Raw genomic sequence first — 22,327 nt, forward strand, 5'->3', positions numbered from 1 at the left:
ACTCCGATAATCATGTCATTTTCGCCAGCGGGTCGTTTTGACTGGTTTTGAAAACCACCGCTCATTGAACATACGCCATCCGAATATGCCCGCGCCAATGCCAAGCAGGCCGCCTACGAGATAGGCGGTTGGCGCATCGTCCGGCACGAAGAGGCCGCCAGCGACATAGCCGCCGATTACGGCGGATCGCGTCACTGCGCCATAGATCGCCGCGACCTTGCCATGATCCGAGGGAGGGCATTCCGATTGCAGTAAGGTCCGGACAGCAACATTATGGATGCTGTTCGCGCCGCCCCCAAGCATGAAGGCTACGGCGATAATAGCAAATCCGGTCGGCGCGAGACCGATCAGCAGCATTGTCACGCCCATGACGGTGGCGGTGCTGAACACGGCCAAGCCGATCCTAGAGCCAATAGCCTTTTCGGCAAACCCAGCGCCGATCAACATCCCACCTGCCCATAATGCGGTCAGCACGCCAAAGGCAGTCGGCCCGCTCCCCAGCGTCACTATGACGAGGAACACGAAAGCAACGTCGGCAATGGCGGTCGCGAACACTTCAAGGCTGAGAGCGCTTGTCACCACCATCAAGCGTCGATTGCGAAGCAGAGGCAGATAGTCCGCAAGCAGGGTTTGTCCCTCCCGATCGCCCCGTTGCGGCTTGCGGCGTAGACCGCTTGCCATCACGACAATCGCCAGAAGGGCGAAACTGACGGCATCGCCCAAAAGCACATTGCTCGATCCGATCGAGCCCACCAGCACGCCGCCAGCGACAGGGCCGGCAAGCATTCCAAGGCTGCGGAGTGTTTCCAAAAGAGAATTGGCGCGCGCGAGCGTTATCCCTAGCTCCCTTGCCAGCACTGGTATCATCGCGAACGTTGCCGCGCTGCTAATCGTAAACAGCACGCTCAACAGCGCAGCCCCTGCGAGCGTGAACATGGGATAGTAGGCGATGAGGGCGATAACGCCAGCTTGTAGCGCCGATGCCATGACAAGAATGCGTCCGGCGTCCTGGCGGTCTATCAGCCGCCCTGCATAAGGCGCGACGATAAGGCCCGGCAGCAACTCCGCGATCAGCAGCAGAGGCACCGCATAGGCGGCCGTGTTCTCGGCAGTGCGGAACATGAGAGTAAGCAGCGTGATTTCATCGCCGATCGTCGAAATCGTCAAGGCGGCAAGAACCAACCATCCCCAGCCTTGCCGAAACTCAACGCCCACTCAATTAACCTTTCACATTGGCCCCTCTTGGCCGGATTGCTTCGCACAGACAGGATCACGGGGAAGCGGATAGCGGGTTATGTCAGCGAAAGCTGGAAATCTCATGGCAATTTTCAACCAATAATCAGGTGTTTCCCATGAGCATCCCTTCCGACCATTCCATACTTCATCATAACAGGCTGGATTGGCCACCACCCGCCTCCGTCGAAACCCGGCACCCTACAAACCCCCTGGCCCCGTCCCCACATTTCCTCCACCCTTTCCCCAACCGCCCCGCCAAAGGAGAGCCACACCATGACCGACACCCTCACCTTCTACACCAACCCCATGTCGCGCGGGCAGATCGTCCGCTGGATGCTGGAGGAAGTTGGCGTTCCCTATGACCCCGTCCTGCTCGACTATGCGACGACGATGAAGGCTCCCGACTATCTCGCGATCAACCCGATGGGCAAGGTACCCGCGATCGTCCATAACGATACCATCGTCACCGAATGCGCCGCCATCTGCGCCTATCTCGCCGATGCTTTCCCCGCCGCCAACCTCGCCCCGCCAGCCCAAGCGCGCGGCGCCTATTATCGCTGGCTCTTCTTCGCGGCCGGGCCGCTCGAAGCCGCGATCACCAACAACGCCATGGGCTTCATCCTGCCGGAAGGGCGCGAACGGACCGCAGGCTATGGCTCGCTCGACGACGTGCTGAATACGCTCGAACAGGCGGTGGCGGGCGAGGCATGGATTTGCGGCGACCAGTTCACCGCCGCCGACGTCTATGTGGGGTCACAGATCGACTGGGGCCTGTCCTTCGGCACCGTGCCGGAGCGGCCCGCCTTCACCGCCTATGCGGAACGCCTGCGCGCACGCCCCGCCTATCAGCGACAAAAGGAGATCGACGGCGCACTGATCGCGGCGATGCAGAACCAGGGTTAAGTCCCCAACCCCGTTCGCTTCGAGCCTAGTCGAGAAGCAAGCAGCGCAGCATTCGCGCCTGACACGCCTCATTTCTCGACTGCGCTCGAAACGAACGGATGTTGGCGCAAGACTTGTACAAAAAAAGCCCGGCGGAGGTGTCTCCGCCGGGCCTTCCTTTATCTCGCTATCCAGACCAATCAGTCGCGATTGCCCATGAAGCGCAGCAGGAACAGAAACATGTTGATGAAGTCGAGATAGAGGTTCAGCGCCCCCATGACGACCGACTTACCCATCATGTCCGTGCCCACGACATGCGCGTAGATGCTCTTGATCTTCTGCGTGTCATAGGCGGTCAGGCCCGCGAACAGCAGCACACCGATGAAGCTGATGACCAGGTCCATCGCGCTCGATTTCAGGAACAGGTTGATGAGGCTGGCGACCAGCAGGCCAACAACGCCCATGATCAGGAAGGTGCCGAAACCCGACAGATCCTTCTTGGTGGTATAGCCAAACAGGCTCAGCCCCGCAAAAGCGGCTGCCGTCGCAAAGAAGGTCTGGGCGATCGAGGTGCCGGTATAGACCAGGAAGATGGACGAGAGCGACAGGCCCATCACAGCCGCATAGGCCCAGAACAGACCCTGCGCCGCCACCGTCGACAGCCGGTTGATGCCAAAGCTCAGCACCATCACGAACACCAAAGGCGCGAACATGATGACATATTTCAGGATGCCGGGACCAGCCAGCACCTGATAGGCCAGCCCGCTCGACGCAAACAGCACCGCGACGATGCCCGTCAGCAAAACGCCGCTCGCCATATAATTATAGACCGACAGCATGTAGCTGCGCAGACCGGCGTCGAACGCCTCGCCCCGCGCGACGCTATTACCGCCAAAGCCCGCAATATTGGAACGGGGATCGGACCAGTTGGCCATGAAAATTCTCCTTCGTCGGCGTCATTGTCGCCGCTGATTCCATTATCGGCGCTAATGGCCGGATATTCAAGCGCTCTCGTAACCGCACTGGCCTAACGCGCGGTAAAGCCTATAGTCGGCCCGTCATGCATCGCCTGTTCGTCGCCATCCGCCCGCCGGCTGCCTACCGCGCGCAACTGCTTGCACTGATGGGCGGGGTCGCGGGCGCCCGCTGGCAACGCGACGATCAGTTGCATCTGACGCTGCGCTTCATCGGAGAGGTCGATCGGCACCGCGCGAGCGACATTGCCGACGCGCTGCGCGCCATCCGCTTCGCCCCGTTCGACGCCAGAATTGCGGGCGTCGGGGTGTTTGATCGACGCGGTCTCATCGACACACTCTGGGCCGGGGTCCAGCCGCGCGATCCGCTGGCCAGCCTGCATCGCAAGGTCGATCGCGCCTGCGTCGCCATGGGTCAGCCACCCGAAGAGCGCGCCTATTGGCCGCACATCACCCTCGCCCGCTTCGGGCGAAGCGGTGCTCTCGTCGATCCCTTCCTGGCTACCCACGCCGCGCTGAACAGCCCACCCTTCACGATCGACAGCTTCGCCTTGTTCGAAAGCCGCCTCGGCAACAATGGCGCACACTATCAGATCGTCGAGGATTATGGCCCCGGCAGCCCGGACTGATGGATTGGTTCTGATATTTGCACCCCATGGCTCTGGCATGGGCATGCAAATATCAAGATCCGATCATTAACTCGCCTTCAGGACACCGCAGGCGACCCGTCCGCCGGCATTGCCAGCCGGGTCGCTGACATTGTCGTCGGCCTTCGCATGGATCACGACGGCCGCGCCATCGGCGTCCAGCAACGGCATCGCCCCGCTGCTGATCGTCCCGTCGGCGATGACATATTCAATCGCGCCGGTCCCGTCCGTTCCGACCGTCATGTTGGGCATATCGCCCATATGCTTGCCCGCCGGATTATCCATGCCATGTTGCCGCCCGGTCGGGTTCCAATGGCCCCCGGCACTGGTGAAATCCGGTGCCGTGCAGGCGCCAGTCGTATGCACATGGACAGCGTGGATACCCGGCGTCAGCCCCTGCGCCTTGACCAGCACATGCAGCCCGTCCGCCGCCTCGGTAACGCTGGCGGTGCCGCGCGCCGATCCATCTGCTGCCATCAATTTGGTGCCAGCCATCGGCGCTGCCGCGGGTGTCGCGGTCGTTGCGCAAGCTGAAAAGGCGACGGCCAGCGGCAGCGCGAACAGGATAGGGGTAAATTTCATGATACACTCCCGGAGATGGCGAATATGAAAGCGAACGCTGAAGCCTCGCTTTTGTTGCCGATCATGACGGGGCTGTCACTGTGATTTCGCCCGAAAGGTTACAGAAGCCCTGATTTGGCCTTCCCCGGCCCGTCACAAAGACGGTCATGGCTCCGCACCAAACATAAGCCAAGACCTTGGCCCTGCCGGGACCAGGGAAACCCACGCCCGCCTACTATCCGCGCGGTACCGGCAAAGTCAGGCGCACTACGCTTGTTCCGCGGCGGAAAACGCCAATCGCCCGACCCCGCGCTGCCGACGTCACCCGGATCGCAACGAAAAAGGGGCCGGTCTTTCGACCAGCCCCTTCAACGGCTTTCCATCCTCGCGGACGGAAAAGTCTCTTACATGCCCGAACCCGGACCGTAGGTGATTTCCACGCGACGGTTCTGCAGTTCGCGAACACCGTCGGCGGTTTCGACGCGGGGGTTCGATTCACCGAACGCCTGGGTCGTCATGACGCCGTCGGGGATGCCCTTCGAAGCCATGTAAGCCTTGACTGCGTCAGCGCGACGCTGCGACAGGCCGACGTTGTACGAAGCCGAACCCGACTTGTCCGCATAACCCGCCAGCATGACCTGGGCGCTGCCGCAGTTGCTGTAGGCCGAAACCGCGTTGTCCAGAATGGTGGCGGCGTCAGGCGTGACGTCTGACTTGTCCCATTCGAAGAACACGATGTACGGTCCGGGGCTGCACTCTGCCACTGGCGGCGGCGGCGGCGGCGGCGGAGGCGGCGGGGGAGGCGGCGGGGGCGGGGGCGGCGGCGGGGGAGCAGCCGGTTCGCCGAAGTTGTAGGTCAGACCCAGCAACAGGCTGTGCGTACGCAGCTTGGTGTCGGCGGTCGAACCTGCAACCCCGTAAGGGGTGGTGTAAGCCGGGATCAGCTTGAGATCGTCCTGATTGAAGAAACGATACTTCAGCGAAACGTCGACATTGTTGGTCACCGGATAGCGAACGCCGGCGATTGCCTGCCAGGCAAAGCCCGTGTCGCTGTCGTTGACGATGTCCGAAGCAACCTTGCCACGCGAAACGCCGACGCCGCCGCCGACAAAGCCCTGCAGGCCATCGTCGGGACCGAAGTCGAGCAAGCCGTTCAGCATGAACGACAGGGCCGAAGCCGCGCCGCCAAAACCGCCACCGGTCTTGTCGAGATCAATCTTTGCGCGCTTGTAAGCGGCTTCGGCTTCCAGACGGAAACCGCCGAAATCATAGCCGATGTTGGCGTCGAAATCATAACCCTTATGATAATCGATCGAAGGGACCGGACGGCCACCGGCAGGCACTGCCGAGAAAGTCATGTCCTGGTCTTCGACCAGCAGCACACCGGCGTCAACGCCGACATACCAGCTGTCGTCACGTGCCATAGCCGGGGTGGCCAAAGCAGTGGTAGCAAGAGCAGCCGCGAGGGCAAGCTTCCGCATCTGAATTCCCCTTTCAAAAGTGTCACGAAGGACTGCTGAAACCCTGTATCGGGAAGAAAGTTTCATGGCAAGTCCACAAATAGTGAAACCGTTGCAAAAATAACGCAGTAGCGCCTGGGAGCGCCAGCTACGAGGCTAATCGCAAGGTTTATCGCTCCAATAGCCAGAGGTCATGACAATAAAAAGTAAATTCTGCCAAACTCAGCTTTCGATCAGCCCATGTGTCCTTAAAGCAACTAGGACAGCGCCCAGTGTAGTGCGCGCCTCAACGTCAATCGTCGCCCCGTCCGTGGGTGCCGCGATCGCGGCCTGCCGCGCGCCGACCACTTTCTGCCCGTCCAGATACAGCCCGTCGCTCCGCAATAATGCGTCGCGCCAAAGGCTGCCGTCATGAAAAAGCGCATGCCCCCGGTCCGCGACATCCATCGACAGACCGGCACGCGGCGCGACGAACCGCCAGCCGCCCTCGCTCCAGCAGGCGATGCAGCCCGCCTGCTCCGCCCACGCCCCGGTCGCGCCCGCCGCCACGATCCAGCATTGCCCGATCGTCGGCGTTTCGGGCGGCGTTGCGACGTCCGCACTCTCTACCCTGCCGTGCAGCAGCGCATCGATCCGCGCCAGCGCTTCATTGTGAAAAACTTCCTTCTGCGCCTGCCCGGCAAACAGCATCGGCATCGCCCATCGCGCCGTCATGTCCATCACCCTTGCTCCCCTATGCTCCAATTTCCGCGTCAGATCGCGATTGCGACCGTCGCTGCCCGCCCGGTCGCAAAAGTGCCGACCTGCCGCACCTCCACGCTCAGCGCGCCGTCATGCCCCGCGCCGCTGTCCACAGCGATCATCGCCGCATCATAGGTCCAGCCCGGCGCCATCGTCTCGGCGCTGCGCACCACGGCATCGCCGTTCAGCACCCGCACGGCATAGCGCTCGCTCTCCTCGCCGAGCGGCACATCGCCCCCGCTGCTCCATCGCCATCCCGCCCGGCTGCGCCGCGTCCAGGCGATCTGCCAGCCGCCACTCTCCGCTCGCGCCCGCACATGCACGGGCGCAGGCGGCATCAGCGCCTCGCCGGTGATGGCGACACCGGCCACCACAGGCTCCACATCGCCCAGCCCAATCGCCGACAATTGTACCGTTCCGCCGATCTCGCCCGCCACGCCCAGCATCGCCAGCGGATCGACGAGTCGCTCTTCCTCGATCAGCAGGAACGGTTCGCCCGCCACATGCGCGTCCATCGCCCATTCGGTCCCGCGCAACCCCCGGCGCAAATCGCTCAGGCGATAGCACGCCTCGCCGTTCTGCACCGCCACGCCGAACTGGATCAGTTCGCGCCCCACCAGACACAGGTTGCGCCCCTGCGCCAACCCTTGCTCGTCCGCCGACAACAATGCCATGTCCGCAGCCAGCAATGTCACGTCCAGCGTATTGCGCCCGTCCACCATCGTCACGCTGCCAGGTGGCAGAGCATGATCCGCCACGCCCATCACCGCCCGCGGCGCGCTCCGGCCGATCGGCACCGCCTCGCCCGTTCCGCTCATCGCAAACAGCGCCGCGCTGCGCCACCCCGGCCCGCCACTGGCCGCCGCGATCACCAGCGGCGCATCGGCCACGCCCTCGGTCAGTCGCGGCAGATCGGCCAGCATCAGGCTCGTGACGCCATGGGGCGCATCCACCTGCCGCACGATCGCGCCGGACGAAGCACCGCCCGGCATCACCCCGCCAGCCCCCGGCACCCGCCGCAGCGACAGCCGCACCGCCATCGCCTCCCATTCCCGCTCCTCGATCCGCCATAGCCCCGGCGCATCGCTCACCCGCACCACCTCGCCCGGTTCCAGCCCCAGCGCGGCCCAGCCACAGCGCAGCACCATCGTCGCCCGCCCGGTCCAGCCGCTTGCCAGCCGCGCCCCCGCCAGTTCCCGCGCCGCATCCGCCGCCAGCACCGCGGGCAGCTCGATCCCGCGCTCGGCCCGCCCCGGCCCCGGCCGCGTCACGCGCTGCACGCCTGCCTGATAATCGCGCGCCGCATCATAATGGCGCAGCGACAATGCCACCGGCACAGCGTCGGCCGCCCCGCCGGCATGTTCCACCGCATCGATCGTCCGTCCATTGACCCGCGCCGCCAGCGCCGCCGCGCCGATCTCGCCCGCGCTCTCGCCCGCCGCCGTCAGCTGCAACCCCTGCAACGCCAGCCCATGCGACTCGACCAGCGGCGTGATAGCCTCGCGCACATCCGCCCCGCTCGCGGCATAGCCCTCGACACTGGCCAGCCCGGCCCCGCCGATCCGCCCGTCACTCACCGCCGCCGCGATCGCCTCGATCGCCACGGCTTGCGCATCCGCCACCACCTCGAACGTCAGCGACGGGATACGATTGCCATAATCCTCCAGCGCCAGATCCTCGAACACGACATAGGCCATGCCCCGATGGGCCGGGGTCACCGCCACGCCTTGCGCCGCGGCGATCAGCGGATCGACCGCCTGATCCGCCCCACCGTCATGCACCCGGAAAGCCGACAGCGCGCTCTTGAAATCCCCCGCCGCCCCGCGCAGCAAATTGCCATCGGCCCATATCCGCCCGATCGACCCGATCGCCCGCGCTGACAAGGCGACCGCAAAACTCGCCGAATAGCTGTAGCTGGTCACGCTCGGCCGCCCCTTGCCGCCGCCGCTCTTGCTTTTCGTTTCGCGCAGATCGGTTGCCCAGATCACCGTTCCCGCCACCCGCATCGTGCCGAACAGTCGCGGCACCTGTGTCCCGTAACTCGACGTCTGCACCTGTAACTCGCTCAGGCGCGGCCCTTCCCGCCCCTTGGGCTTGAACAGCACCGCATGGTCGATCGCATTGCCGATCAGCGCGCCGACAGCCCCGCCGATCGGTCCGCCAATCACCGTGCCCACCGCGCTCAGCACCACTGTCGCCATAACAATCTCCCAAAACGCATCCTGCTCCCGCGCAGGCGGGCGCACGTTCATATCAAGGCCCACCAACCCATCACTGGCCAGGGCGATGGCCCCGGCATCTCGACCACACGGCGCAACCCGGCATGGGCATGGACGAAGCCGCCCGGCACACAGATCATCAGATGCAATTGCAGGGGACCGGGCCGCACCAGCGCAACATCGCCCGGCGCGCCGCCTGCTACCGGCACCAATCCCGCCGCCCGCAGCCAGCCTTCGGCCCGCCCGGCATCGCCGCTGCGCAAACCATAGGCGCAGGGCGCATTCCGCCCCAACGCCAGCGCCACCAGCCCGACGCAATCCAGACCGCTCTCGCTGCGCCCATGCAGGCGGAACGGCACGCCGACCAGCGCCCGCGCCCGCTCGACCGCGCTCATGCGCCGGGATAGCGGGTCAGCAAATCCATCCCCGGCAGATAGGGTTCGCCCCGGAAATTCACCCCATTGCCAAAGCGCCCGGCGCAGGTCGCCATCTGCCGGTCGCACCCCTCCGTCAGCAACGCCAATGTCCCCGCCGCCACCGCAAAGGCCGGCGGGTCGGCCAGCGTCACCGCGTCCGCCCCATTGTCCGTCACAGCCTGCACCAGCCCGACATTCGCCCCGCCCAGCCAGCGCAACGTCCCGAACGCATAGTCGCCGGGCGTCAGCCCGGTCGCGGCGACCACCGCCCCGTCCACACCCGACACGCTCACCACCCGCCGCCGCGCCGCCATGTCCACCCGGCACGCCCGGTCGCCCAGGGTCGCGCGACAATCGGGCGATGTCGATGGCGCAACCGCCGCCCCCAGCACCGCCGCCGCGCCGATCAGTTCCGCGCTGAACGCCGCCCCCTTGCGCGCCACCGAGCCAATTTCGCCCCGCGCCAGCGACAGCCACAGGTCGCCCGGCGCTTCTCCCAAAGCCCCCCATTGCGTCAGCCACACTTCCAGCGCCGCGCCATCCCAGCGCCCCGCCATCAAATCCGCCTCGCTGATCGCATCGCTGGAAAGCGCCCCCGCCAGATCGCTATCCTCGCCCTCCAGCCCGATGCCGCTGCGGATCGCCGATGGCGTCATCCCCGGCGCGGCGCGATAGGTCAGCCCGCCGATCGCCAGATCGCGATCATGGCTCGTCAGCCCGATAGTCACCCCGTCCCGCCGCTCGATCCGCCAGCAAAAGGCCAGCGTGACCAGCGGCTGCTCCAGCGCCCCGATCATGCCCATTCGCGTATCTCCACCAGCGGCACCGACGGCGCTTCCCCGGCGGCAAAGGTCGCGCGGTTGATGTCCAGCCGATCCTCGGCAAAGCGCACCGGCACGTCGAAGCGAAAACCAGCGGTCAGCAGCACGCCCGCCGCCGGTGCCTCGTCAAAGGCGATGATCCCCATTCCCGCATGGCTCCACCCGCTGGTCAGCTCCACGCCATCGGCCGCGACCCGGATCGTCCCTGCGACCGGCCGGGTGATGATCCGCGCCTGCGCATCCTCGCCCGCACCATAATAGCGCGTCAGCTGGAACGAGGCCTGCACCCCGTCCCCCACGCCCAGCCTCTGGTCGATCGGCCCCGGCGCCTGCCCAGGCGCGCCGCTGCGATCGTCATAGGGATCGCTGAACCGGAACCCCCGCGCCGCGCCCCGGCGCGCCCGGAAAAAGCCGATCAGCGTCGCTATGTCCGCCTCGGACCGCACCCCCGGTCCCGCGTCGAAGGACAGCCGCGCATCCGCCCAGTCGCTGCTGCGCCGTTCATGTCCCGACGGGCTTTCGACGATCTAGGTCGAAAAGGCGGGCGACAGGCTTGCCTCCCGCCCTATGCCCAGCGGAAAGACAATATCGTCAAAGGCTTGCATCGCACCCTCTCCATTGATCCTGAACGCGGTAAAGCCATCGCGGCACGCCTGGGGCAGCGCCCAGATGAAGGTAGCCGCCGTCCCCCGGTCCACCGACGCCTGCGCCGCCGCCGCGATGGCGCGCCACTGGCCCGCCTGTTCGGGCAACAGCACGAAGCCCGAAAAATAATGCTGCTCCTCGATCGGATAGCCCAGCCGCGCCGTCGCAAGCTCTATGCCCCGCGCCGTCAGCCCAGGCCGCTCCTCGGTCACCCAGTCATAATCTTCCAGTTGCAGCACATCGAAGGCAGGCGAGGCCCAGCCCAGCGGCATGTTCGCCCGTTTGGCCTGCGGCGCGCGCGGGTCCAATATCGTCGGCAGATAGGCCAGCAAATGCGTCACCGCCCCCGGCGCGACCGCCTTCACGGCCGCGCATAAGGCCGCGGTGGACGCCGCCAGCACCGCTCCCGCCTGATCCAGCAAAGCGCATTGCGCCTCGTCCAGCGGCGTCCAGATGCTCGCAATCGACATCGGACTGCCGCCAAAGGCCGCCCGCGCCGCATCATCATAGATGCATATCCGCCCGTCGCCCGGCACGACCCACCACCATGGCTCACCGACCTGAAACAGGATCGGCAAACCGACTTCCAACCCAATGGAAACAAAGGCGCTTGCGATGGCCTGCACATATCCCATCGCCCCGCTATGCGCGGGCGACAGCAATGTCGATGGCGGCACCCAGCCGGTCAGCGCCGGGTCGCCATTCTCCGCCCGCTGCTTCCAGTCGTTCCAGCAATGCGCGTCAAACAGTTCATAGGATAGCGACCAGATGACATCGAAACCCAGCGACTTCGCCCGGCGCGCAAAATCCCGGTGCCATGCCGCGCAGGGCGCGTTCAGCGCCCCGCCGGTCAGACTGACGTACAGCCCCTCCGCGTTGGAAGGATCGGGCCGTTCGAGCCGGAAATAATGGCTCATGCCCACATAATGGTTGATCGCCCCGCGATAGCCCAGCGCATGGATCGCCGCGACCACCCGTTCGGGCGTCTGGTTGAAACAGTCATCATAGCCGGTCGCCATCGCCAGCCCATGGTCGGGCACCATGATGTCACCTGTCGCCAGCACGGAACCCGCCCCGTCGCACGCCATGTCGGACAGTTCGGCCCAGCCCTCGACGCCGCTGGCAAAGGGCGTGTCCCCCGCATCATAATCGGGCGGCACCAGCGATATGAACATCCGGTCCACATCGCCCGCCCACACCGGATCGGCCTCCTCCGGCAACAGGAAGCCGCCGTCCAGCGCCGCGAAATCCAGCGTGATAACCGCGTCTTCCGGCCCGCCGTTCGCATAATTCCACAGCCGCACATACCAGGCGCGCGGATTGCCCGCCGCATCCCGCCCCTCGATCGTCAGCGTCGGCCCATGCGTCTCGTCCAGCGTGCGCAGGCCGCCGCTCCGCCACCGGAACCGCAGCACGCATGCCTTGAAATCCCGCGCCGTCTCATAGGCCAGCAGGGGATGGCTCCACCCGTCCACCGCCTCCCAGATCAGCCCCGCCAGATCGCCCGACCCGTAAAAGGTCGCATCCACCCGCAACGCATCCGGCCCGGTCGTGACCACGCTCGCCATCATCGGGCGCGGAAAATTGACGGTCCAGTGGCTCGGCACAAAGCGCTTCATCCAGCGCGTCTCCTGCCCCCGCCGCGCATCCGCCAGCCAATAGTCCAGCTTCCCCATCAGCCCAGCGCCCCCTTCACCGCCCGCGCCACCTGCCGCGCGCTTCGCGCCAGCAGCCGCGCCTCGCTCTCCTGCCCGCGACCATTCACCGCAATGCTCACCCGCACATCGCGCGCACCGCCGCCATGCGCCACCACTTGCCCGCTGCTCGTCGGCACGAACATTTCAGGCCCGCGCTCGCCGACCATATAGGCCCGCCCCGGCGCCACCGGCCCGCCCGTCGCCCGCCCCGGCAGCCCCAATGCCGACGTCAGCAGCGACGCCCCCAGATTGACAAGCCCGCCAGCGCCGCCGCCAGCGCCCCCCATCGCCCCGCGCAACGCGCTGCCCGCAATCTCGTCCAGCACGGACAGGGCGATCCGCCGCAAATCCTCAAAACCGAACTTGCCCGTCCGCACCGCGCGCAGCAGCCCTTGCTCGATCCGCCGCCCGGCCCGCTCCGCCCCGTCCCCCAGCGGCCCCTCAATCCCCGCCCGCATCGCCTCCACGTCCCGGCTCAACCCCTGCGTATCGGCCCGAACCCGCACCACCAGCGTCTCGATTTCCTCGTCCATCCGGGTCACTCCCTTTCACAATGTCCGTTCGCCCTGAGCGAAGTCGAAGGGCCAGCCTGAGCGAAGTCGAAGGCACTGCGCCTGCGGCTCAGTGGTCGGCTTCGACTTCGCTCTCCTGAACTTGTCGAAGGGCCGAACGGCAAATGGTTCAATCCGGCATCGCCCCCGCCACCTGAACCCAGTGCTCCCGCGCAGGCGGGAGCCCAGTCCCGCCCTCTCGCCTGTGCTCCCGCGCAGGCGGGAGCACGCCGCCCTGCTAGTCCGGCATCGCCCCCATCAACCGCTTCAGCTCATGCCCATCCACCCCCGCATCGACCGCCTCGTCCCCGCGCGCGGCCGCCAGCACCGCCGCCAGTTCAGCGGGCGTCGCGCGCCAGAATTCATCGGGCCGCCAGCCCAGCAGCCACCCGGCCACCCCCGCCAGCCGCGCCGCCCCTTGCGCAAAGCGCGTCATTTGCCCGCCAATATCTGCTGCAAAATGGCCTTGAGCACCGGCGTCACCTTGGCCAGTCCCACCGCCAGGATCGCCTCGCCCAGCGTATCGCGATCCATCCGGTCGCGATCGACCAGGCAATGCCAGAACAACGCCACCAGATCGCCCAGCGACAGCTTGCCGTCCGCTGCCCGCTCTACCAGCGCGAACAGCGGCCCCAGTTCCGCCTCCGCCGCCACCAGCGCCGCAAAACTCGGCCGCAACGCCAGCATGTCGCCGCCAATCGCCAGCGCCGCCTCGCCCCGTTCGGGATTTGGGCGCTCCGCGTTAGGCCCGCTCACTCCGACACCACCGCGCCGGAGCTTTCCAGGCTCAGCGCATAATTGCGCTCGCCATTATAGTCCCCGGCATAGTCGAGCCGCGTCACCAGAAAGCGCCCGCGCATCCGCTCACCGCTCTCGAAACTCAGCTCATAATCCTCGATCGTGCCGGACAGCGCATGGTTGCGGATTGCCACCTCCGCCGCCGATCCGGTGAACAGCCCCGCCGCCGACACGCTGACCGATCGCACCCCCGCTCCCGACAGCAATTCGCGCCACCCGCCCGAATCCTTGGACGTGATGTTCACCGCCTCGCCATTCACGGACAATTGCGTAGTGCGCATCCCCGCAACCGTGGCATATGTTGCTGGAATGTTGCCATCACCAACCTTCAACAGAAACGCACTTCCCTTTTCGACGCCCATGGCGCATCCTTTCTTCCGATAAAGCGTGCAAAACGCTGGTTAAGGAGAGTCTCAATGATCTTCATCGCACCGCTCATGTTGCTGGTCACAACCGCAGCCGCCGCCCCCGCCGATCCTGTCGGCATGGGTCGCAAGGCCTATTCGCAATGCCTGTCGGCCCAGATTCAGCCGGGCCTGGAAAAGAAGCTGACGCTGGGCGATTTTCAGGCCGACATGAAAAAGACCTGCGCCGCCAAGGAAACCGCCTTCCGCACCGCGATCGTCGCAGCGGACAAGGCTGACGGCATGTCCGAAAAAGCAGCGCAGGCCGACGCCGACGACCAGATTTCGGAATATGTCGACAAGATCACCAGCGAATATGAAGATTATAACGCGCCGGGCTGACGCGCATATTTATCTCTCCCCATCGGGGAGAGATACGAAGGCTTGGCAGCTTGCTGCCTAGCCGCAGTTGAGAGGGGGCACGGCGTTCGCGGCATCGCGCGCTCTACCCCTCCCAAACCGCCCGCAACCGATAATCCACCACCGCAGACCAGCCCGCGCCCTGCCGCGCCACCCGCGACCGCACCAGCCGCGCCGTTACCACCCGCCACCCATCGCGCACCGCCACGCCCGCCAGCACCGGGTCGATCCGCGCGATCATCCCCGCCAGCCGCGCCGGCGTCTCGCCGCCATCATGCAGGCCGATCGTCAGCCGCAACTCGCGCCCCGCCACATCCTTGCCGCCCCAGTCCGCGCCGATGCACTCGCCCACCACGCCATAGGGCTGGCTGGCCCGCACCGGATCGCCGTCGAACAAGCCGTTCAGCCCGTCCATCAACAGCGTGTCCGCCCGCAACGCATCGATCACCGCCCCGCGCACCGCCACTTCAGCGCTCATAGTCCGCCCCTCCCCGCTTCCCGCAGCGCCAGATCCCGCCACCAGCGCGCCACCAGGCCGCGCCCGGACGCCCGCACCAGTTCGCCATCGATGCTGACGTCCAGCCCCGCCTCATCCAGCGCCGCCGCCACCGCCGCCCGTCGCCGCGCCGCTTGCTGCGCCACCATCCGCGCCAGCGCCGCCCTCATCGCAACCGCATCCGCCGCCATGGCCGCCACAGCGCGCTCACCACGGCGGGGGGCGCGGCCCCTTCCGTCCCGCGCGCGGAAAAATGCTCCGCCGCCAACCGCACGATCCCCTGCCGCAATGCTTCGGGCAGGCCGTTCATCTCGCTCGCCATGCCCGCCGAATAGCGCACCAGCAATCGCCGCCCGTCGCCCGCGCGCGTCGATCGCACCCACCCCTCGCCGGTCGCATCGATGTCGATCGCATAGCCATCGACCGGCAGGGCGACCGCCATGCCATCCGCCTCCACCGCCTCGACACTCTCGATTCCCACCACGGGCCGCGCCGTCAGCCGCTGCCAGCTCCCATCGCCCGCCACCATCTCCTGCGCGCCCCGCACGATCAGCCACTGCCCGACAAATTGCTCGCACAGGGCCGACGCGCTGCGCAGCAACCCGGCCAGCACCCCATCCTCGCCACTCGTCTCGATCCGCAAATAGGCCTTCAGCTCGGCCAGCGACGCCGCCAGCGTCCCGCTCTCATCCTGCGCCAGCATCAGCATTCCTCCACCCGAAATGTCACCGACCGCGCGTCCACCTGCCCGTCGGACAAAGTGACCCGGTTCGTCAGTCGATAGAGCCGCCCGATCAGCCCGCCGCTCACCCGCGCGCTGGTCCGCAAGCCCTCGATCGCGGAAGCCTCCACGCTCAATCCGCCCGCTTCGACCGGCGCCACGCTCCACAGGCTGGCGACGATGCTCTGCCCCGCCAGATGGGCGGACCAGTCGATCCCATGATCGATGCTGCTGTCGGCATCCTTCAGATACAGGCTCATCGCCGCTTGCTCCCCCCAAACAAAAAAGGGGGAGAAACGCGAACGCCTCCCCCCCAAAAAACCTTCTCCCCTGGGGGGAGAAGGATACGCAGCCTTACTGGCGCAGCCAGTTAGGCGAAGTTGGATGAGGGGGCACAACGCCGGCCCCCTCGCCCCTCACGAAGCCGCAAACTTCATCAATTTAATCGCCTCGCTATTCGCCACGGCCCCGCCGATCCGCTTGACCGCGTAGAAATGCACGAACGGCTTGTTGCTGAACGGATCGCGCAGGATGCTGGTGTCGCTGCGCTCGGCAATGACATAGCCAGCCTGGAAATTGCCGAACGCGATCGACAGGCTACCCGCGCTGATGTCCGGCATATCCTCGGCCTCGACCACCGGATAGCCCAGCAGCGTCGCGGGCTGGCCAGCGCTCATCGACGGCTGCCACAAAAATGCGCCATCGCTGGTTTTCATCTTGCGAATGGCGCTCAGCGTCGCGCTGTTCATGACAAAGCTCGCCCCCTGCCGGTAGGGCGCGCGCAGGCTCTGCACCAGGTCGATCAACCTGTCCTGCGGGTTGGACGCGGCAAAAGCCCCCGCCGCGCCCGACGCGACATATTGCAGCGATCCGAACGCCCGCACGCTGTCCGCCTCATTGGTCGTCGTATAGGTCAGGAAGCCCTTGGGCTTGTTCGTGCCATTGCCGGTGATGAAGGCCGCGCCTTCCGCCACCGCAAATTCACGGGCAATCTCGCCCGCCAGCCAGCCTTCGACATCGAACTGCGCATCGTCCAGCATCGCCTGGCTCGCCGCCGGATTGGCGAACAGTTCGCCCGATGGCGGCGCGATCTCGTTTAAGCTTGGCGTCCCAGTCTCGCCCCGCGCGCCCGTTTCGCTGGCCCATCCCGACACGATCCCGCCCGCACTCACCAGCTTGCGATAGCCCGCCGTCCCGGTCCGCACGACATTGGCGATGCTACGAATGGGCGAAATGCCTTTCAGCGTCGCATCGATCAGCTGATCGATCTCGCGCGGCACCGCATATCCCCCGCTCGCGCCCGAAGCCCCGGAAAAGCTCTTCAGCTCCACGCCCGCTTCCTGCCCCTGCCGCAAATAACGATCGACAAAAGCGCTACGGGCCGGATCACCAAAATTTCCTGGCGCCCCGCCCTTCACCCCATCCAATGCAGGCCGCTGCATCGCCACCCGCATCGCACTCAAATCCGCCTCCAAAGCCGCAATCCGCTCCCCCTGAAGCACCACATCAAAGCTCCCCTCCAGAGCATCCGTCACGCCGTCCGTCATGTCATTCTCCCGCTAGAAAACACAAAAAAGGGCAGCCCCGGATGGGACCGCCCTTAAAAAACAAACCTTCTCCCCACGGGGGAGAAGGATACGAAGCCTTGCCAGCTTGCTGGTTAGGCGCAGTTGGATGAGGGGGAGCGCGCCGCTTGCTTCACGCAATGCGTCGCACCATAAAGCCCCATGCCCCTGACTCTAGCCATCGACGGCGCGCAACATATCCCCGCGGCCCTCGACCCGCTCACCCTCGTCGCCATCGAAGCCGCCCTCGCGACGCTACCAACAGACCGTCCTGGCCAACGCCTGACAGCTCTTGCCGAACTGGCGCCACTCCTCGCGTCGGCAGGATCCATCGGCAGCCATGCCGCCGCCCATTTGGGCCAAGCCGCAAAACCTGTCCGCGCCATCCTGTTCGATAAAAGCCAAACCACCAATTGGGCGCTCGGTTGGCATCAGGACCGCACTATCGCCGTGCGCGAAAGGATAGAAACAGCTGGCTTTGGTCCCTGGACCATAAAGTCTGGTCTGCACCATGTCGCGCCACCGCAATCCTTGCTCGACCGCATGGTCACGTTGCGCGTCCATCTCGATCCCGTCGATCCCGACAATGCGCCGCTGCTTATCGCCCCCGGCTCCCACCGCCATGGCCGCATCGCGGAAAATGATGTCGCGGCAATGGTCGATCGCTGCGGCACCGTCGCCTGCCTCGCGTCGCGCGGCGACATCTGGCTCTACGCCACGCCCATCCTTCACGCCTCAGACGCCGCCGCCAATCCCCGCCACCGCCGCGTCCTCCAACTCGACTATAGCGCCGATGATCTGCCCGGCGATCTGGAATGGCTAGGGATATAGACCCCACAAAAACCTTCTCCCCACGGGAGGAGAAGGATACGAAGCCTTGCCAGCTTGCTGGCTAGGCGCAGTTGGATGAGGGGGCGCGCGTTGGCGTAAATCCCTCCACCTTATGCACCCGCGCCCGATCCTGCATCGGATGCGTCACCAGGCTCACCTCCACCAGCTCCAACGCCAGCAATTCGCGCGGCCCCAAACCTGCTCCACCGCCACGCGCCTCGCGCACCCTATACCCAAACGACAGCCCATCCAGCGCCCCGGCCTTCAGCCCCGCCGCCGCCTCCCGCCCGGCCGCCGTCCGCGCCGACACCCGGCCGATCACCCGCAACCCGCGCGCATCCTCCTCCAGCCGCTCGATCGCGCCGATCACCTGCCCCGGCCCATGCTGCCACAGCAACGGCACCCCCGCCGCGCGCACGCTACCGAACGCCCCCGCCCGCACCACATCCCCGCCCCGGTCCACCCGGTCGAAAATCGCCGCATAACCGGCAAAGCGCACGTCTTGAGCCATATAATCTCCGTTCGCCCTGAGCCTGTCGAAGCCTGTCCTGAGCGCCTGCCGCAGGCGGGCAGTCGAAGGGGGCTTGCCTGCGCTTGTCGAAGGCTTCTGACCTCGCTCCGCGCGGCCAAGGGCTTCGACTTCGCTCAGCCCGAACGGAACAGGCGCCCCATCGCCGCTCACGTTCTGACCAACCCGACCAGCCCGGTCTTGACCGCAATCCCCAGCAGCACCAGCGCCAGCGCGATCCGCACCAGCCAGCCGATCACCGCCCCGCGCGCCGCCTTCTTGGCGTCGCGCCAGGCGCGCAGCAGTTCGCGCAGCTCGCGCACATCGCCCTCCGCCCGCCGGTCGGCCAGCCCCAGTCGCTCCAGCGCCCGCCCCGCGCCCAGCTCGCTCGCCTCCTCCACCAGCGCCCGGATCATCACCATGTCCATCGCCCCCGGCCCGCCTTCCGCCTGCGCCACCAACCGCGCCAGCATCTCGCCATCCTGTTTCATCACGCCCTCCAATCCCCTCGCCCCCTTGGCGCGGTTGGGAGAGGGGGAACCGCCGCCCGCCTCACAACCCTAACAGCCCCTTTTTCTCCTCCGCCGACAGGAAATCCGCCCCCGCGACCCGCTCCCACAGTGCTGCCCGCTCGTCGCTCAGCGCCGCGATGCCATCCAGGTCCGGCTCGATCCGCAGCCCCGGCCACCAGCCGCTCAGTCCCTGCCCCAGCCCCGCGCCGATCTTGCGCACCAGCGGCAATATCGTCTGCCGCCACAGCGCCTTGTTCGCCTCCCGATAATTGGCGTAGCTATTGTCGCCGGGCAGCCCCATCAGCATCGGCGGCACGCCAAAGGCCAGCGCAATCTCCCGCGCCGCCGCCGCCTTCAGCCCCACAAAGTCCATCTCCGCCGGGGTCAGGCTCAGCGCCTTCCAGCTCAGCCCACCCTCCAGCAGCATGGGCCGCCCGGCATTGGCCGCGCCCGCAAAGGCGATCTCCATCTCGCGCTTCACCCGCTCATACTGGTCGGGCGCCATGACCGATCCGTCCCCCGGATCATAAACCATCGCCCCGCTGGGCCGCGCCGCATTGTCGAGCAGCGCCTTGTTCCACACCGTCGCGCTATTGTGGATCGCCACCGCCCCCGCTGCCGCGCCGACACAGCCCAATCCATAATGATCGTCCAGCGGATGCAGGCTTTTCAAGTGCAGCACCGTGGTCCGCCCCGCGCCATCTTCGGGCGACAGGCGCGTCACGCTCTCCCCGACGCGATAGAGATAGGCCGCGGGCCACCCCCGCGCATCGGCCTCCACCGACACCCGCTCAGGGCGCAGCGCGAACAGTTCGGCGGGCATCCCGTCCGCCCCGCCGATCACCTGCACATAGGCATTGCCATGCAGCAACAGGTGACAGGCCAGCCTCTCCACCAGCCCCTGCCCCGCCGAAGCCCGCGCCACCAGCGCCAGCACCCGCGCGCCATCCTCCACGGCAGAGGCTTTCAGCGCAGTCGCCCCCGCCCCTTCCGACACCAGCCGCATCGCCCGCTGCGCCACCGGATTGCCGATCACGCCGCCACGCACCTGCGCCTCATAGCTGGCGGGCCACTCGCCCAGCGCCACCGCCCCCGTTCCCCAGGCGCGCGCCAGCACCGGCCGCGCATCCGCCTGCACGGCCTTCATCCCAAAGAATTTCATGCTTGCCTCCCGCACAACAAAAAACCCTCACCCCGACGGGGAGAGGGCCAAAGCGATTTCCAATCAGATAGACTATTCGATGACTCGGAAATCGCGTTAAACCTGAAGCGAAGGCTGGCAGCAAAGCCGCCTGCCGCAGCTGCGAGAGGGAGAGCGCCCCACCCTCAAGTCAAACCAGCACGGCTTTCGTTTGCTCCCCAACCTCCGTTCGTTTCGAGCGAAGTCGAGAAACCGCACGCCGCCGTTTCTCGACCTAACCAGACCCGAACGGGTCAAGGTCGAGCTACCGTCGCTAGATCAAGGATTGCGCCGCAACACCCGGTCGCAGGTCGAGTTCGTCCCCTCGCTCTTGCCGATCACCCGGCCCGCCAGCGCCCCGGCGCCCGCGCCCAGCAGCGTCTCGCCCAGGCCACCACCGGCGACCAGCCCGACGCCAGCACCGCCAGCCGCGCCGATCACGGTGCCCTTGTCGCGCCCCTTCTTCCCCTGGATCAGGCAATAGCGCACATCGTCGCGATCGCGCGGTGCCGCCCTCGCCACCCGCGCCCGCTCCTTCGCGCTCAGCGTCACCGCCATCACCGGGGTAGCCACCAGCGTCGCCCCGACCAGCGCGCCGAGCATCGTCACCATCTTCATCGCCAAATCTCCACTTCAAATCCGATGCTCCCGAAACGACCGACGGCACCGCGGGGTTCCCCTCACAACCCCCGCACCCGCGCCTCGCCCCGCCGCCCCAGCATCAGTTCGGTCAGCGCCCATACCAGCGCGTCGGCGCGATCGGGCGATCGGCCCGGCCCCACATAGCCGCCCCCGGCCAGCAAGCCGCACATCTCATCCTCCAGCCGCGCGAACGCCCCGCGATGCGCCACCCGCCCGGCTTCGTACAGTGCCGCCACGGGTTCCGCCCGCGCCACTTTGCCGCGCGAGGCATGGACCAGCTTCACCGGCAGCATGGCATCCGCCGCGCGCAGCACGCTTTCCACCATCGCCCCGCCATTATTCGCTTCGGCCACCACCTTGTCAGCGCCATGCACCAGCGCCGCCGCAGCCACCGCGCGCGCCCATTGTTCGGGCGAACATCCCTCGACGCTCGCATCGGCAATCACATAGGCGCGCCCGTCACCGCCCACGCCCGCCACCACGATCCCGCACGCATCGCCATGGGCGGACGCAGGCGGATCGACCGCCACCACCACCCGATGCAGCGCCGCCCCGTCGCCTGCGCCCGGCACATGCGCCACCCGGCATCGCTCGATCAGGTCGCGCGACCAGAGCGCACCCTCCACCTCCTCGATCAGTTCGCCGTCCAGTTCCTGCCGCCCCAGCCGCGTGCCGCCATAGCTGCGCTCCATCGCCTCGACAAAGCCCTCGGCCAGGTTCGCGCGATTGTCCGCCGTCCGCCCCCGCGTGACGATGACATCCCGGTCCGCCACCAGCCGCCGCACCAGCGCCACCGGGCGCGGCGTCGTCGTCGCCATGACGCGCGGACTTTTCCCCAGCCGCATCGCCATCATCAGATTATCCCACGCGCCCAGCGCAAAGGGCCATTTGGCGATCTCGTCGGCCCAGCCATGGCTGAACTGCGGCCCGCGCAGACTTTCCGGTTCCGCCGCGCCGAACAGGGTCGCCACCGCGCCATTGGGCCATGTCAGCTTGCGCAGCGCAGGCGCAAAGACCGGGCGGCACCACCAGGGCGCAATCGTCAGCAACCCGGACGCCCCTTCCACCATCACCCGCCGCGCCTCGCCCAGCGTCGCGCCGACCAGCGCGATCCGCGCGCCGGGTTGGGCCTCCGCAATGCCCCGCACCCATTCGGCCCCGGCCCGCGTCTTGCCAAAACCGCGCCCGGCCATCATCAGCCAGATACGCCAATCACCCCCCGGCGCCTTCTGCCCCGGCCGCGCCAGCCAGTCCCATTCACGGCTCATACGTTCGCGGCCAGCCTCCTTCAGCCGCCGCAACATCCTTGCCTGCGTCTGCTCTTGCTGGTCCAGCCATTCGTCATGCGAACTCTCCATCGCCCTCCCCTTGCCGGGGCGGCGACAGGCGCGCCCCTATTTGCGCGGCGCCATCCCGCCGAACGTCACGATGCTCTCGCCGGGGCGTGCCCGGAAGAAACT

The 22,327-nt window shown here is 66.5% G+C and carries 26 protein-coding genes and 1 pseudogene; 4 read left to right on the top strand and 23 right to left on the bottom strand.

Annotated elements, in window-relative coordinates; translation table 11 throughout:
* Positions 1-15: 15 nt before the first annotated feature.
* On the bottom strand, positions 16-1,215 hold the full coding sequence (locus tag IWY39_RS04840; protein ID WP_107126102.1) for an MFS transporter: 1,200 nt from the start codon (positions 1,213-1,215) through the stop codon (positions 16-18).
* Between the two features lie 294 nt (positions 1,216-1,509).
* Here IWY39_RS04840 and IWY39_RS04845 point away from each other — a divergent pair, with 294 nt between their 5' ends.
* Positions 1,510-2,139 carry a glutathione S-transferase family protein gene (locus tag IWY39_RS04845; RefSeq protein ID WP_107126100.1) on the top strand — a complete coding sequence of 210 codons (630 nt, stop codon included), beginning with the start codon at positions 1,510-1,512 and terminating at the stop codon, positions 2,137-2,139.
* A 179-nt stretch (positions 2,140-2,318) separates the two neighbouring features.
* Here the strand turns inward: IWY39_RS04845 and IWY39_RS04850 are convergent, their stop codons facing one another.
* Positions 2,319-3,053, bottom strand: coding sequence for a Bax inhibitor-1/YccA family protein (locus IWY39_RS04850; protein ID WP_107126099.1), 735 nt, complete (start codon positions 3,051-3,053; stop codon positions 2,319-2,321).
* Positions 3,054-3,178: 125 nt separating this feature from the next.
* Here IWY39_RS04850 and thpR point away from each other — a divergent pair, with 125 nt between their 5' ends.
* Positions 3,179-3,721, top strand: coding sequence for an RNA 2',3'-cyclic phosphodiesterase (gene thpR, locus IWY39_RS04855; RefSeq protein WP_107126098.1), 543 nt, complete (start codon positions 3,179-3,181; stop codon positions 3,719-3,721).
* A 66-nt stretch (positions 3,722-3,787) separates the two neighbouring features.
* Here thpR and IWY39_RS04860 read toward each other — a convergent pair whose 3' ends face one another.
* From IWY39_RS04860 to IWY39_RS04910, 11 genes and pseudogenes are all read right to left on the bottom strand, one after another.
* Positions 3,788-4,321 carry a superoxide dismutase family protein gene (locus IWY39_RS04860; RefSeq protein ID WP_107126097.1) on the bottom strand — a complete coding sequence of 178 codons (534 nt, stop codon included), beginning with the start codon at positions 4,319-4,321 and terminating at the stop codon, positions 3,788-3,790.
* A 383-nt stretch (positions 4,322-4,704) separates the two neighbouring features.
* Complete coding sequence (locus IWY39_RS04865) at positions 4,705-5,781, bottom strand: OmpA family protein (RefSeq protein WP_196871398.1); 1,077 nt, start codon at positions 5,779-5,781, stop codon at positions 4,705-4,707.
* Positions 5,782-5,982: 201 nt separating this feature from the next.
* Complete coding sequence (locus IWY39_RS04870; protein WP_017184499.1) at positions 5,983-6,480, bottom strand: DUF2793 domain-containing protein; 498 nt, start codon at positions 6,478-6,480, stop codon at positions 5,983-5,985.
* 32 nt (positions 6,481-6,512) lie between these two features.
* Positions 6,513-8,702 carry a phage tail protein gene (locus IWY39_RS04875; protein ID WP_181316840.1) on the bottom strand — a complete coding sequence of 730 codons (2,190 nt, stop codon included), beginning with the start codon at positions 8,700-8,702 and terminating at the stop codon, positions 6,513-6,515.
* A 47-nt stretch (positions 8,703-8,749) separates the two neighbouring features.
* Complete coding sequence (locus IWY39_RS04880) at positions 8,750-9,115, bottom strand: hypothetical protein (RefSeq protein ID WP_107126094.1); 366 nt, start codon at positions 9,113-9,115, stop codon at positions 8,750-8,752.
* The gene (locus IWY39_RS04885) at positions 9,112-9,933 is read right to left on the bottom strand and encodes a DUF2163 domain-containing protein (protein ID WP_107126093.1); all 822 of its coding nucleotides are present in this window, start codon (positions 9,931-9,933) and stop codon (positions 9,112-9,114) included. The genes IWY39_RS04880 and IWY39_RS04885 overlap by 4 nt, the downstream gene beginning before the upstream one ends.
* Positions 9,930-12,278, bottom strand: a pseudogene (locus IWY39_RS04890) (DUF2460 domain-containing protein). Before IWY39_RS04890 ends, IWY39_RS04885 begins: the two are co-directional and overlap by 4 nt.
* A complete protein-coding gene (locus tag IWY39_RS04895; protein WP_019052629.1) occupies positions 12,278-12,832 on the bottom strand; it encodes a hypothetical protein in 555 nt (184 codons plus the stop codon). The pseudogene IWY39_RS04890 and the gene IWY39_RS04895 overlap by 1 nt, the downstream one beginning before the upstream one ends.
* Before the next feature lie 256 nt (positions 12,833-13,088).
* Positions 13,089-13,286, bottom strand: a complete 198-nt coding sequence (locus IWY39_RS04900; RefSeq protein ID WP_019052630.1) for a phage tail assembly chaperone — start codon at positions 13,284-13,286, stop codon at positions 13,089-13,091.
* A complete protein-coding gene (locus IWY39_RS04905; protein WP_107125249.1) occupies positions 13,283-13,606 on the bottom strand; it encodes a gene transfer agent family protein in 324 nt (107 codons plus the stop codon). Before IWY39_RS04905 ends, IWY39_RS04900 begins: the two co-directional genes overlap by 4 nt.
* Positions 13,603-14,010 carry a phage major tail protein, TP901-1 family gene (locus IWY39_RS04910; protein ID WP_017184507.1) on the bottom strand — a complete coding sequence of 136 codons (408 nt, stop codon included), beginning with the start codon at positions 14,008-14,010 and terminating at the stop codon, positions 13,603-13,605. The genes IWY39_RS04905 and IWY39_RS04910 overlap by 4 nt, the downstream gene beginning before the upstream one ends.
* 54 nt (positions 14,011-14,064) lie before the next feature.
* On the opposite strand from IWY39_RS04910, the gene IWY39_RS04915 reads away from it, so the two are divergent.
* Positions 14,065-14,394 carry a hypothetical protein gene (locus IWY39_RS04915; protein ID WP_017184508.1) on the top strand — a complete coding sequence of 110 codons (330 nt, stop codon included), beginning with the start codon at positions 14,065-14,067 and terminating at the stop codon, positions 14,392-14,394.
* A gap of 103 nt (positions 14,395-14,497) precedes the next feature.
* On the opposite strand, the gene gp17 is transcribed toward IWY39_RS04915, so the two are convergent.
* The 5 genes from gp17 to IWY39_RS04940 form a co-directional block, all read right to left on the bottom strand.
* A complete protein-coding gene (gp17, locus tag IWY39_RS04920; protein ID WP_107125248.1) occupies positions 14,498-14,890 on the bottom strand; it encodes a tail completion protein gp17 in 393 nt (130 codons plus the stop codon).
* Positions 14,887-15,078 (bottom strand): hypothetical protein, encoded by a 192-nt coding sequence (locus tag IWY39_RS04925; protein WP_107125247.1) that lies wholly within the window; start codon positions 15,076-15,078, stop codon positions 14,887-14,889. Before IWY39_RS04925 ends, gp17 begins: the two co-directional genes overlap by 4 nt.
* Positions 15,075-15,611: a head-tail connector protein gene (locus IWY39_RS04930; RefSeq protein WP_026002648.1), complete on the bottom strand. Its 537-nt coding sequence runs from the start codon at positions 15,609-15,611 to the stop codon at positions 15,075-15,077. The genes IWY39_RS04925 and IWY39_RS04930 overlap by 4 nt, the downstream gene beginning before the upstream one ends.
* Complete coding sequence (locus tag IWY39_RS04935) at positions 15,611-15,889, bottom strand: phage fiber-tail adaptor protein (RefSeq protein WP_107125246.1); 279 nt, start codon at positions 15,887-15,889, stop codon at positions 15,611-15,613. The genes IWY39_RS04930 and IWY39_RS04935 overlap by 1 nt, the downstream gene beginning before the upstream one ends.
* A gap of 156 nt (positions 15,890-16,045) precedes the next feature.
* Entirely contained in the window at positions 16,046-17,176 is a 1,131-nt protein-coding gene (locus IWY39_RS04940; RefSeq protein WP_107125245.1) for a phage major capsid protein, read from the bottom strand.
* Between the two features lie 180 nt (positions 17,177-17,356).
* On the opposite strand from IWY39_RS04940, the gene IWY39_RS04945 reads away from it, so the two are divergent.
* On the top strand, positions 17,357-18,025 hold the full coding sequence (locus IWY39_RS04945) for a phytanoyl-CoA dioxygenase family protein (protein ID WP_107125244.1): 669 nt from the start codon (positions 17,357-17,359) through the stop codon (positions 18,023-18,025).
* Between the two features lie 61 nt (positions 18,026-18,086).
* On the opposite strand, the gene IWY39_RS04950 is transcribed toward IWY39_RS04945, so the two are convergent.
* The 5 genes from IWY39_RS04950 to IWY39_RS04970 form a co-directional block, all read right to left on the bottom strand.
* Positions 18,087-18,536 carry an HK97 family phage prohead protease gene (locus tag IWY39_RS04950; RefSeq protein WP_107125283.1) on the bottom strand — a complete coding sequence of 150 codons (450 nt, stop codon included), beginning with the start codon at positions 18,534-18,536 and terminating at the stop codon, positions 18,087-18,089.
* Positions 18,537-18,703: 167 nt separating this feature from the next.
* On the bottom strand, positions 18,704-19,024 hold the full coding sequence (locus tag IWY39_RS04955; RefSeq protein WP_017184515.1) for a DUF6127 family protein: 321 nt from the start codon (positions 19,022-19,024) through the stop codon (positions 18,704-18,706).
* Positions 19,025-19,085: 61 nt separating this feature from the next.
* Positions 19,086-20,207, bottom strand: a complete 1,122-nt coding sequence (locus IWY39_RS04960; protein WP_107125243.1) for a phage portal protein — start codon at positions 20,205-20,207, stop codon at positions 19,086-19,088.
* A 297-nt stretch (positions 20,208-20,504) separates the two neighbouring features.
* Positions 20,505-20,843, bottom strand: a complete 339-nt coding sequence (locus IWY39_RS04965; protein ID WP_017184517.1) for a hypothetical protein — start codon at positions 20,841-20,843, stop codon at positions 20,505-20,507.
* 62 nt (positions 20,844-20,905) lie between these two features.
* Positions 20,906-22,171 carry a DNA-packaging protein gene (locus IWY39_RS04970; protein ID WP_229380670.1) on the bottom strand — a complete coding sequence of 422 codons (1,266 nt, stop codon included), beginning with the start codon at positions 22,169-22,171 and terminating at the stop codon, positions 20,906-20,908.
* Positions 22,172-22,327 lie beyond the last annotated feature (156 nt).

Source organism: Sphingobium sp. JAI105, from assembly GCF_015752145.1.
In the GTDB taxonomy this organism is placed as follows: Bacteria; Pseudomonadota; Alphaproteobacteria; order Sphingomonadales; family Sphingomonadaceae; genus Sphingobium; species Sphingobium xenophagum.

What these genes read in the sequence shown, in the direction of transcription:
- IWY39_RS04845 (WP_107126100.1), top strand. Translation starts at nt 1,510, where the DNA reads ATGACCGACACCCTCACCTTCTACACCAACCCCATGTCGCGCGGGCAG.
- IWY39_RS04850 (WP_107126099.1), bottom strand. Translation starts at nt 3,053, where the DNA reads ATGGCCAACTGGTCCGATCCCCGTTCCAATATTGCGGGCTTTGGCGGT.
- thpR (WP_107126098.1), top strand. Translation starts at nt 3,179, where the DNA reads ATGCATCGCCTGTTCGTCGCCATCCGCCCGCCGGCTGCCTACCGCGCG.
- IWY39_RS04860 (WP_107126097.1), bottom strand. Translation starts at nt 4,321, where the DNA reads ATGAAATTTACCCCTATCCTGTTCGCGCTGCCGCTGGCCGTCGCCTTT.
- IWY39_RS04865 (WP_196871398.1), bottom strand. Translation starts at nt 5,781, where the DNA reads ATGCGGAAGCTTGCCCTCGCGGCTGCTCTTGCTACCACTGCTTTGGCC.
- IWY39_RS04870 (WP_017184499.1), bottom strand. Translation starts at nt 6,480, where the DNA reads ATGGACATGACGGCGCGATGGGCGATGCCGATGCTGTTTGCCGGGCAG.
- IWY39_RS04875 (WP_181316840.1), bottom strand. Translation starts at nt 8,702, where the DNA reads ATGGCGACAGTGGTGCTGAGCGCGGTGGGCACGGTGATTGGCGGACCG.
- IWY39_RS04880 (WP_107126094.1), bottom strand. Translation starts at nt 9,115, where the DNA reads ATGAGCGCGGTCGAGCGGGCGCGGGCGCTGGTCGGCGTGCCGTTCCGC.
- IWY39_RS04885 (WP_107126093.1), bottom strand. Translation starts at nt 9,933, where the DNA reads ATGATCGGGGCGCTGGAGCAGCCGCTGGTCACGCTGGCCTTTTGCTGG.
- IWY39_RS04895 (WP_019052629.1), bottom strand. Translation starts at nt 12,832, where the DNA reads ATGGACGAGGAAATCGAGACGCTGGTGGTGCGGGTTCGGGCCGATACG.
- IWY39_RS04900 (WP_019052630.1), bottom strand. Translation starts at nt 13,286, where the DNA reads ATGACGCGCTTTGCGCAAGGGGCGGCGCGGCTGGCGGGGGTGGCCGGG.
- IWY39_RS04910 (WP_017184507.1), bottom strand. Translation starts at nt 14,010, where the DNA reads ATGGGCGTCGAAAAGGGAAGTGCGTTTCTGTTGAAGGTTGGTGATGGC.
- IWY39_RS04915 (WP_017184508.1), top strand. Translation starts at nt 14,065, where the DNA reads ATGATCTTCATCGCACCGCTCATGTTGCTGGTCACAACCGCAGCCGCC.
- gp17 (WP_107125248.1), bottom strand. Translation starts at nt 14,890, where the DNA reads ATGAGCGCTGAAGTGGCGGTGCGCGGGGCGGTGATCGATGCGTTGCGG.
- IWY39_RS04925 (WP_107125247.1), bottom strand. Translation starts at nt 15,078, where the DNA reads ATGAGGGCGGCGCTGGCGCGGATGGTGGCGCAGCAAGCGGCGCGGCGA.
- IWY39_RS04930 (WP_026002648.1), bottom strand. Translation starts at nt 15,611, where the DNA reads ATGCTGGCGCAGGATGAGAGCGGGACGCTGGCGGCGTCGCTGGCCGAG.
- IWY39_RS04935 (WP_107125246.1), bottom strand. Translation starts at nt 15,889, where the DNA reads ATGAGCCTGTATCTGAAGGATGCCGACAGCAGCATCGATCATGGGATC.
- IWY39_RS04940 (WP_107125245.1), bottom strand. Translation starts at nt 17,176, where the DNA reads ATGACGGACGGCGTGACGGATGCTCTGGAGGGGAGCTTTGATGTGGTG.
- IWY39_RS04945 (WP_107125244.1), top strand. Translation starts at nt 17,357, where the DNA reads ATGCCCCTGACTCTAGCCATCGACGGCGCGCAACATATCCCCGCGGCC.
- IWY39_RS04950 (WP_107125283.1), bottom strand. Translation starts at nt 18,536, where the DNA reads ATGGCTCAAGACGTGCGCTTTGCCGGTTATGCGGCGATTTTCGACCGG.
- IWY39_RS04955 (WP_017184515.1), bottom strand. Translation starts at nt 19,024, where the DNA reads ATGAAACAGGATGGCGAGATGCTGGCGCGGTTGGTGGCGCAGGCGGAA.
- IWY39_RS04960 (WP_107125243.1), bottom strand. Translation starts at nt 20,207, where the DNA reads ATGAAATTCTTTGGGATGAAGGCCGTGCAGGCGGATGCGCGGCCGGTG.
- IWY39_RS04965 (WP_017184517.1), bottom strand. Translation starts at nt 20,843, where the DNA reads ATGAAGATGGTGACGATGCTCGGCGCGCTGGTCGGGGCGACGCTGGTG.
- IWY39_RS04970 (WP_229380670.1), bottom strand. Translation starts at nt 22,171, where the DNA reads ATGTTGCGGCGGCTGAAGGAGGCTGGCCGCGAACGTATGAGCCGTGAA.